Here is a 7,274-nt window from a genome sequence, read left to right as displayed (position 1 = left end):
GTATCAATCAAATCAATTCCACTGATCTGACGCCTTCGCGAGCAGGCTCGCTCCCACAGGTTTGCTTTCGGTCGAGTCAGGTCAGCGGGCGGCGACTGCCTGGGTGGTGGCTTCAGTAAAATCGAGGACCTTGCCGCCCTCGGCCGCGGCAAATTGCTCAGCCTGGCCTTTCAACAGGAACGCGCTGAGTTGGCCCTTTGCATCGCTGGCGAACCACGCCTGCTCGGCCAGCAGCTTGATCCCGCTGTCGCTGGCCTGGGTGTAGACGGCGCGGATGCCCTTGCCTTCCTGTTTGAGATTTGCCAGCGCGGTGAAGGCCGATTGCGCCGAGGCGTAATGACGCACTGTCGGCTCGCCGCGAACCCAGATCTGCGCCACATGGCGGGCATCGGTGATGGGCTGGCCGGTCAAGGCATCGGGGCTGCCAAGGGGCGTCTGGGCGTAGTTGCCCAGTTGCGCGGTGTAATCAAGGTTCGACGCCTTGAACGCGGCGCGGATGTACTGATCATCGATGAAGGTGTTGAGGTCGAGGCCGCGATCAGCCTTCTTCAGCAATTTGAGGGTGTCGATCGCGGTACCGACGGCTTGCCGGTATTCGGGTTTCCAGGTCAGGTCGCGGGTCTGTACGCCCAGCGGCCCGTGGAACAGGTAATTGACCTCGGCATCCACCCCGGTGACCTTGGCGATCAGCTCGCTGTATTTCTCAGGCTCGGCGGCCAGCAGCTGATTGGCCTCGATGGTCGCGCGCAGATAGGCGACGACGATTTCCGGGTACTTCCTGGCATAGGCCTGGTCCACCAGCGCGCCATGGAAAGTCGGCGTCCTGGCCTGGGCACCGTCGTAGATCTTGCGGGCAAAACCGCGACTGGGGAACAGTTCGGCGAACGGTACAAAATCGGCGTGGGCGTCAATCTTGCCAGCTTGCAGCGCCGAGCCGGCGACCTCCGGCGGCTGGGCGATGATGTTCACGTCCTTGAGCGGATCCCAGCCCTGGGCCGCGACGGCTCGCAGCAACATGCCATGGGCGGTGGAAGCAAACGGCACGGAAATCGTCTTGCCCTTGAGCTCGGCGAGGGACTGCACGCTCGAGGCGCTGGGCACGACAATGCCGTTGCCGCTGCCCTGGGTGCTGCCCGACAGCACGCTGATGAACAGGCTATGCTTGCCGGCGGTCTCGAACGCCACGCCGTTGAAAGCCCCGGGAAAGTCGGCCATGGCACCGAAGTCGAGTTTGCCGGCGACCATTTCGTTGGTCAGCGGCGCGCCGCTGGTGAAGTTTTTCCACTGGATGTCGTACTCGGCGTCCTTGTACGCGCCGTCGTTGGGCAGGTATTTGTCCAGCAGGCCGAGCTCGCGGATCAGCAACCCGCCAGCGGCGCAGTTGATGGTGGTGTCCTGGGTGCCGATGGCAATGCGGATGGTTTCTGCCTGGGCAGGCAAGGTCAATGAAGCCAGTACCAGACTGGCCAGCGCTGCACGCAATAACATGGGTGTGTCCCCTCGAATCATTGATTGGATGTTCGTCTCCGCCGCGATCAGGGCACGGTGGGAAACGAGGGGTGTTCCGGTTTTAGCGTCCGGAGTGGCCGGATGGCTTTTTTGGGGAGCCGTGATGGCCTCTTCGCGAGCAGGCTCGCTCCCACAGTTCTTTGCGGCGACTCGGTCCAATGTGGGAGCGAGCCTGCTCGCGAAGGCGTCTACTCAATCACCGCAGCAAATAAGGAATCTCGACTTTCACCGCCCCCGTCGGGCAGTCCTTTTCGCAAGGCATGCAATACCAGCATTCGTCGAACGCCATGTAGGCCTTCTGGGTGGCCGGGTTGATCGCCAACAGGTCCATCGGGCAGACATCGACGCAGACCGTGCAACCCTTGTGGGCGATGCATTTGTCCTCGTCCACGGTGACGGGGGCGTTGGAGCGGAAGAAGATTTCCTGGGGTTGATAGGCCATGGGCGTTCTCTCTGGGTGTAGGGCTCACGCCGCGTCGGCACCGAGCCGAAGCCGGTCGTAGGCCTGCAGTTCGTCGGCATCGAGGGCGATGATGTAGGGCTCGACGGCTTTCTTGAACGAGGTCATCGCGCCGTCCTCGCCTTTCTTCAAATGGCAATGGCAGAACCAGTCGCTGTCGTTGCGTTGCGGATGATCGACCCGGTAGTGGTACAACCCCCAACGGCTTTCGGCGCGAAACAGCGAGGCCCGCGCGGCCATCTCGGCGCAATCGCGGATCACGCTGACTTCCATGGCGCGCATCAGTTCGTGGGCGTTGTGGGCCTTGAGCTGGTCGAGGTCGCGCTGGATATCGCTGAAGCGTTGCAGGCCGATCTGCATTTTTTTGCTGACCTTCGGCGGTTGCAGGTAATCATTGACGAAGCGGCGCAACTTGTATTCCACCTGGGCCGGCGGCAGGCCATGCGCGCGGTCGAGGGGCGCGTAAACGCGGTTTTTTTCCTGCTCGATCTGCTGGGTATCCAGCGCTGAAAAGTCCTTGCCGGCGACAAAGTCCGCCGCGTTCTGGCCGGCAAACCAGCCGTAGGTGAACGCGCCGAGCATGTAGTTGTGCGGAACGGCGGCCATGTCGCCCGCCGAGTACAAACCCTTGACCGAGGTTTCCGCCCGCTCGTTGACCCACACTCCAGAAGCCGAATGGCCGCTGCAAAAACCGATCTCGGAAATGTGCATCTCCACCATCTGCGTGCGGTAATCGGTGCCCCGGTTGGCGTGGAACTGCCCGCGACTGGGGCGCTCGTTGCTGTGCAGGATTTCCTCGATGTTCTGGATGGTTTCCTCGGCCAGGTGATCGAGCTTGAGGAACACCGGACCGTTGCCGCCTTCGAGCTCCTGGTGGAACTCCCACATCATCTGCCCGCTCCAGTAGTCGCATTCGATAAAGCGCTCGCCCTTGTTGTTGGCGGTGTAGCCACCCAGCGGGCCGGTGACGTAGGCGCACGCCGGGCCGTTGTAATCCTTGATCAAGGGATTGATCTGGAAGCACTCCAGGTTCGCCAGCTCGGCCCCGGCGTGATAGGCCATCGCATAACCGTCGCCGGCATTGGTCGGGTTCTCATAGGTGCCCATCAGGTAGCCGGAGGCCGGCAACCCCAGGCGCCCCGCCGCGCCGCAGCAGAGGATGACCGCCTTGGCCTTGATCACATGGAAGTCGGCGGTGCGGCAGTCAAAACCCATCACACCGTTCACCGCGCCCTCCCCATCGGTCAGCAACCGGGTGCAGACCAGCCGGTTGGTGATGCTGACTCGCGCCCGTTTCAACTGGCGATAGAGGACTTTCTTGATGTCGTGACCTTCCGGCATCGGCAGCACATAAGCGCCCATGTGGTGAACCTTTTTCACCGCGTAATCGCCGGTTTCGTCCTTCTCGAACTTCACGCCCCAGCGGTCCAGTTGCTCGATCGTTTCGAAGCTGTGGGTGGCGTAGGCGTACACCGCCGCCTGGTTGACGATGCCGTCGTTGGCGATGGTGATTTCCTTGGTGTACTGCTCGGGCGTCGAATGGCCCGGGATGATCGCGTTGTTCAGCCCGTCCATGCCCATGCTGATGGCGCCGCTGCGCTTGACGTTGGCCTTGTCCACCAGCAACACGCGCAGGTCGCGGTTGCGCTCCTTGGCCTTGATCGCCGCCATGGGGCCGGCAGTACCGCCGCCGATGACGACGATGTCGTATTCCTGTTCGAGGATATTCCTGGAGCTCTGGGTCATGCCTGCGTCCCTTTTTGCCGGTCGATTCGCAAGCGATACTGGAAGGCATCGCCACGGTAGTAGAGGTATTCGAAATCCAGCGGCTGGCCGTCGGCGTCATGGGTCAGCCGTTCGATGCGCATCACCGGCGAGCCGGGCTCGACGTCGAGGGCCTGGCACAGGTCGCTGTCGGCCAGCACCGCATCGATGGCAAGGTCGGCGTGGCCGAGGGCCAGGCCACAATCGTTTTCCAGGATCAGGAAGATGTCGCGGGTCACCAGGTCGGCTTTTTCCAGGCGCTCGCCGAGGGCCTTGGGCAGGTAGGTGATTTCCAGAGAAACCGGCTCGCGGTTGATCAGCCGCACCCGCTTGATCTGCGTCACCACGTCGCCTTCCGCCAGTTTCAGTCGCTCGGCCACCGATTTGTCCGCCGGGATGAACTTGAAACTGCGCAGGCGGTTGATCACCTCGTAGCCGCGACCGGTCATGGACTCGGCCAGGCCCTGCAGCGTGCTGACGTTCTGGAAGGTCTTGGGCTTGGCGACGAAGGTGCCTTTGCCGTGGATCTTGAAGATCAGTCCTTCCTTTTGCAGATCGCCCAAGGCCTGGCGCACGGTGATGCGGCTGACGCGAAACAGCGCGCCTAGCTCGCTTTCCGAAGGCATCTGGCTGCCTTGCGGGTATTCACCGTCAAGAATGCGCGCACGCAGCACGTCGCGCAGTTGGGTGTGCAGCGGCACGCTGCTGAGGGAAAGAAGATTGTCGGGCATGGGTAGCAGGTCACTTGTCATAACGAGTTATGAGGTGATCTTAGGGAAACCACTCGATGCTTGAGAAATACCGTTTGGACATAACCTTAGAGCCGGGTCAGGGCAACAGCAGCCCTTGCTCGCGCTCGCACAACTGCACCACGTAATCCCACAACACCCGCAACCGGACGGACTTGTGCAGCTCGCGGCGGGTGCTGATCCAGTAGCTGCGGCGGAGGGTTTCGTCCGGCAGCAGCGGCACCAGCGTCGGGTCGCTGCTGGCCATGTAGCACGGCAGCACGGCGATCCCCAGGCCCGAGCGCGCGGCCTGTTGCTGGGCAATGACGCTGGTGCTGTGGAACACCACGCGAGGGTTCCGGCAAAAGCTGTTGAGGAACATCAGCTCCTGGCTGAACAGCAGATCATCGACGTAGCCGATCCAGGCATGGCGGGCCAGATCCTCACGACTGCGTAACGGTGGCGAACGGTCCAGGTAAGCCTGGCTGGCATAAAGCGCCAGGCTGTAGTCGGTGAGCTTGCGCGTCACCAGCAGGTCGGCCGCCGGGCGTTCGAGGTGAATGCTGATTTCCGCCTCGCGGTTGAGGATGCTGACAAACCGCGGCACCGCCACCAGTTCCACCTCAAGCCCCGGATAGCGCTGGAACAAGCCGTCCATGCGACTGGCGAGGAACATGATGCCCAGCCCTTCCGTCACGCCGAGGCGGATCTTGCCGAGGGGCGCGCTGGATTGGGTGATGTCTTCCTGGGCCAGCAACGCGACGTTCTCCATGGCCTCGGCATGCTTGAGCAGCGCTTCGCCTGCCGGGGTCAATTCATACCCTTGGGCGTGCTGGACGAACAACGCAGTGCCGAGGCTTTTCTCGATCGCCTCGATGTGCCGCGCCACCGTGGCATGGGTGGTGTTGAGCCGTCGCGCGGCAGTCAGCAGGCGGCCGCTGCGTTGCAGTTCGAGGAAATAGCGCAGGTCATTCCAGTCGAACATGAGCCATCCTTGAATCGCCTGAAGTCATGGCTGTTCATAAACGCACAGCCGCTGCGCAAAAACTAACATTCTTTTGACGAAAACTAACAACTAGGATGAGTTCCACAAGAACAAAAAATGAGGTCGCGAATGCAACCTGTCGTCGATGAATACGATTACGTAATCGTGGGCGCCGGCCCTGCCGGCTGCCTGCTGGCGAACCGGCTTTCGGCCAGTCCGCAACACCGGGTGCTGTTGCTCGAAGCCGGCGGGCGGGACAATTATCCGTGGATCCACATCCCGGTCGGCTATCTGTTCTGCATCGGTAACCCACGCACCGACTGGTGCTTCAAGACCGAAGCGCAACCCGGCCTGCAAGGGCGCGCCTTGAGTTATCCGCGCGGCAAGGTGTTGGGCGGCTGTTCGTCCATCAACGGCATGATCTACATGCGTGGCCAGGCGGCGGACTACGACGGCTGGGCCGCCGAAGGCAATGTCGGTTGGGGCTGGAAGGATGTGTTGCCGCTGTTCCGGCAGAGCGAAAATCACTTTGCGGGGGATTCCGAGCTGCATGGCGCGGCCGGCGAATGGCGAGTCGAACGCCAGCGCCTGTCATGGCCGATTCTCGATGCCTTCCGCACCGCCGCCGAACAGAGCGGCATCCCCAGCGTCGAGGACTTCAACGGTGGCGACAACGAAGGTTGCGGCTACTTCCAGGTCAACCAGAAAGCCGGGGTGCGCTGGAACGCGGCCAAGGCCTTCCTTAAACCGATTGGCAATCGCCCCAACCTGACGGTGCTGACCGACGTCGAGGTTGATCGGGTGTTGCTGCGCGACAATCGCGCCGACGCCGTCAGTGCCCGCTGGCAGGGCAAGAACAAGACTTTCAAGGCGCGTAAGGAAATCGTCCTGTGCGCCGGCGCCGTCGGCTCGCCGGGCATCTTGCAGCGCTCCGGGATCGGCCCGCGCAGCCTGTTGCAACGCCTGGGCATCGGCGTGGTGCATGAACTGCCCGGCGTCGGTGGCAACTTGCAGGATCACCTGCAACTGCGGCTGATCTACCAGCTGGAAAACGCCCGCACCCTGAACCAGATCGCCGGCACCCTGTGGGGAAAGATGGGCATGGGCCTGCGTTACCTGTACGACCGCAGTGGCCCGCTGTCCATGGCCCCCAGCCAACTCGGCGCGTTCGCCCGCTCGGGGCCGGAACAGGCCTCGGCCAACCTCGAATACCACGTCCAACCGTTGTCCCTGGAACGTTTCGGCGAACCGCTGCACAGCTTCCCGGCGTTCACCGCGTCGGTGTGCGACCTGCGCCCGATGAGCCGTGGCCGCGTGGACATCCGCTCGGCCGATCCCCATGAGGCGCCGTCGATCCAACCCAATTACCTGAGCCATCCCGAGGACCTGCGGGTCGCCGCCGACGCCATCCGCCTGACTCGCCGGATCGTCGCCGCGCCGGCCCTGAGCGCCTTCAAACCGGTGGAATACCTGCCAGGCCCGAGCCTGCAGACCGAGGAAGAACTGCACCAGGCCGCCGCCCGCATCGGCACGACGATTTTTCATCCGGTGGGCACCTGTCGCATGGGCCAGGACGGCGAGGCGGTGGTGGATGCGCAGCTGCGCGTCCACGGCATCAAGGGCCTGCGCATCGCCGACGCCTCGATCATGCCGCGCATCACCTCGGGCAACACCTGCTCGCCGACGCTGATGATTGCCGAGAAGGCGGCGCGGATGATGCTTGAGCCGGTCACCATGGGCGCTACGCTGCAGAAGGAGCCCGCCACGGTCTGAAAATCGCCAAGTTCCATGTGGGAGGGGGGGGGGTCGCGAAAGCGCTGTATCAGTC

The 7,274-nt window shown here is 62.8% G+C and carries 6 protein-coding genes; 1 reads left to right on the top strand and 5 read right to left on the bottom strand.

What is annotated here, in order from left to right; translation table 11 throughout:
- Window positions 1-81: 81 nt before the first annotated feature.
- The 5 genes from ACE04F_RS10360 to ACE04F_RS10340 all read right to left on the bottom strand — a co-directional run bounded on the left by ACE04F_RS10360 (window position 82) and on the right by ACE04F_RS10340 (window position 5,446).
- Window positions 82-1,488, bottom strand: a complete 1,407-nt coding sequence (locus ACE04F_RS10360; RefSeq protein WP_486106422.1) for an ABC transporter substrate-binding protein — start codon at window positions 1,486-1,488, stop codon at window positions 82-84.
- 217 nt (window positions 1,489-1,705) lie between these two features.
- On the bottom strand, window positions 1,706-1,951 hold the full coding sequence (locus tag ACE04F_RS10355) for a 4Fe-4S dicluster domain-containing protein (protein WP_003180418.1): 246 nt from the start codon (window positions 1,949-1,951) through the stop codon (window positions 1,706-1,708).
- Window positions 1,952-1,975: 24 nt separating this feature from the next.
- A complete protein-coding gene (locus ACE04F_RS10350; protein WP_486106419.1) occupies window positions 1,976-3,715 on the bottom strand; it encodes a fumarate reductase/succinate dehydrogenase flavoprotein subunit in 1,740 nt (579 codons plus the stop codon).
- The gene (locus tag ACE04F_RS10345; protein WP_486106417.1) at window positions 3,712-4,464 is read right to left on the bottom strand and encodes a GntR family transcriptional regulator; all 753 of its coding nucleotides are present in this window, start codon (window positions 4,462-4,464) and stop codon (window positions 3,712-3,714) included. The genes ACE04F_RS10350 and ACE04F_RS10345 overlap by 4 nt, the downstream gene beginning before the upstream one ends.
- A 97-nt stretch (window positions 4,465-4,561) precedes the next feature.
- Window positions 4,562-5,446: a LysR family transcriptional regulator gene (locus ACE04F_RS10340; protein WP_486106415.1), complete on the bottom strand. Its 885-nt coding sequence runs from the start codon at window positions 5,444-5,446 to the stop codon at window positions 4,562-4,564.
- Between the two features lie 129 nt (window positions 5,447-5,575).
- On the opposite strand from ACE04F_RS10340, the gene ACE04F_RS10335 reads away from it, so the two are divergent.
- Window positions 5,576-7,219 (top strand): GMC family oxidoreductase, encoded by a 1,644-nt coding sequence (locus ACE04F_RS10335; RefSeq protein ID WP_486106413.1) that lies wholly within the window; start codon window positions 5,576-5,578, stop codon window positions 7,217-7,219.
- Window positions 7,220-7,274: the final 55 nt, after the last annotated feature.

It is taken from the genome of Pseudomonas sp. AGC41, from assembly GCF_057334555.1.
This window is presented reverse-complemented; position numbering and strand designations above follow the sequence as displayed.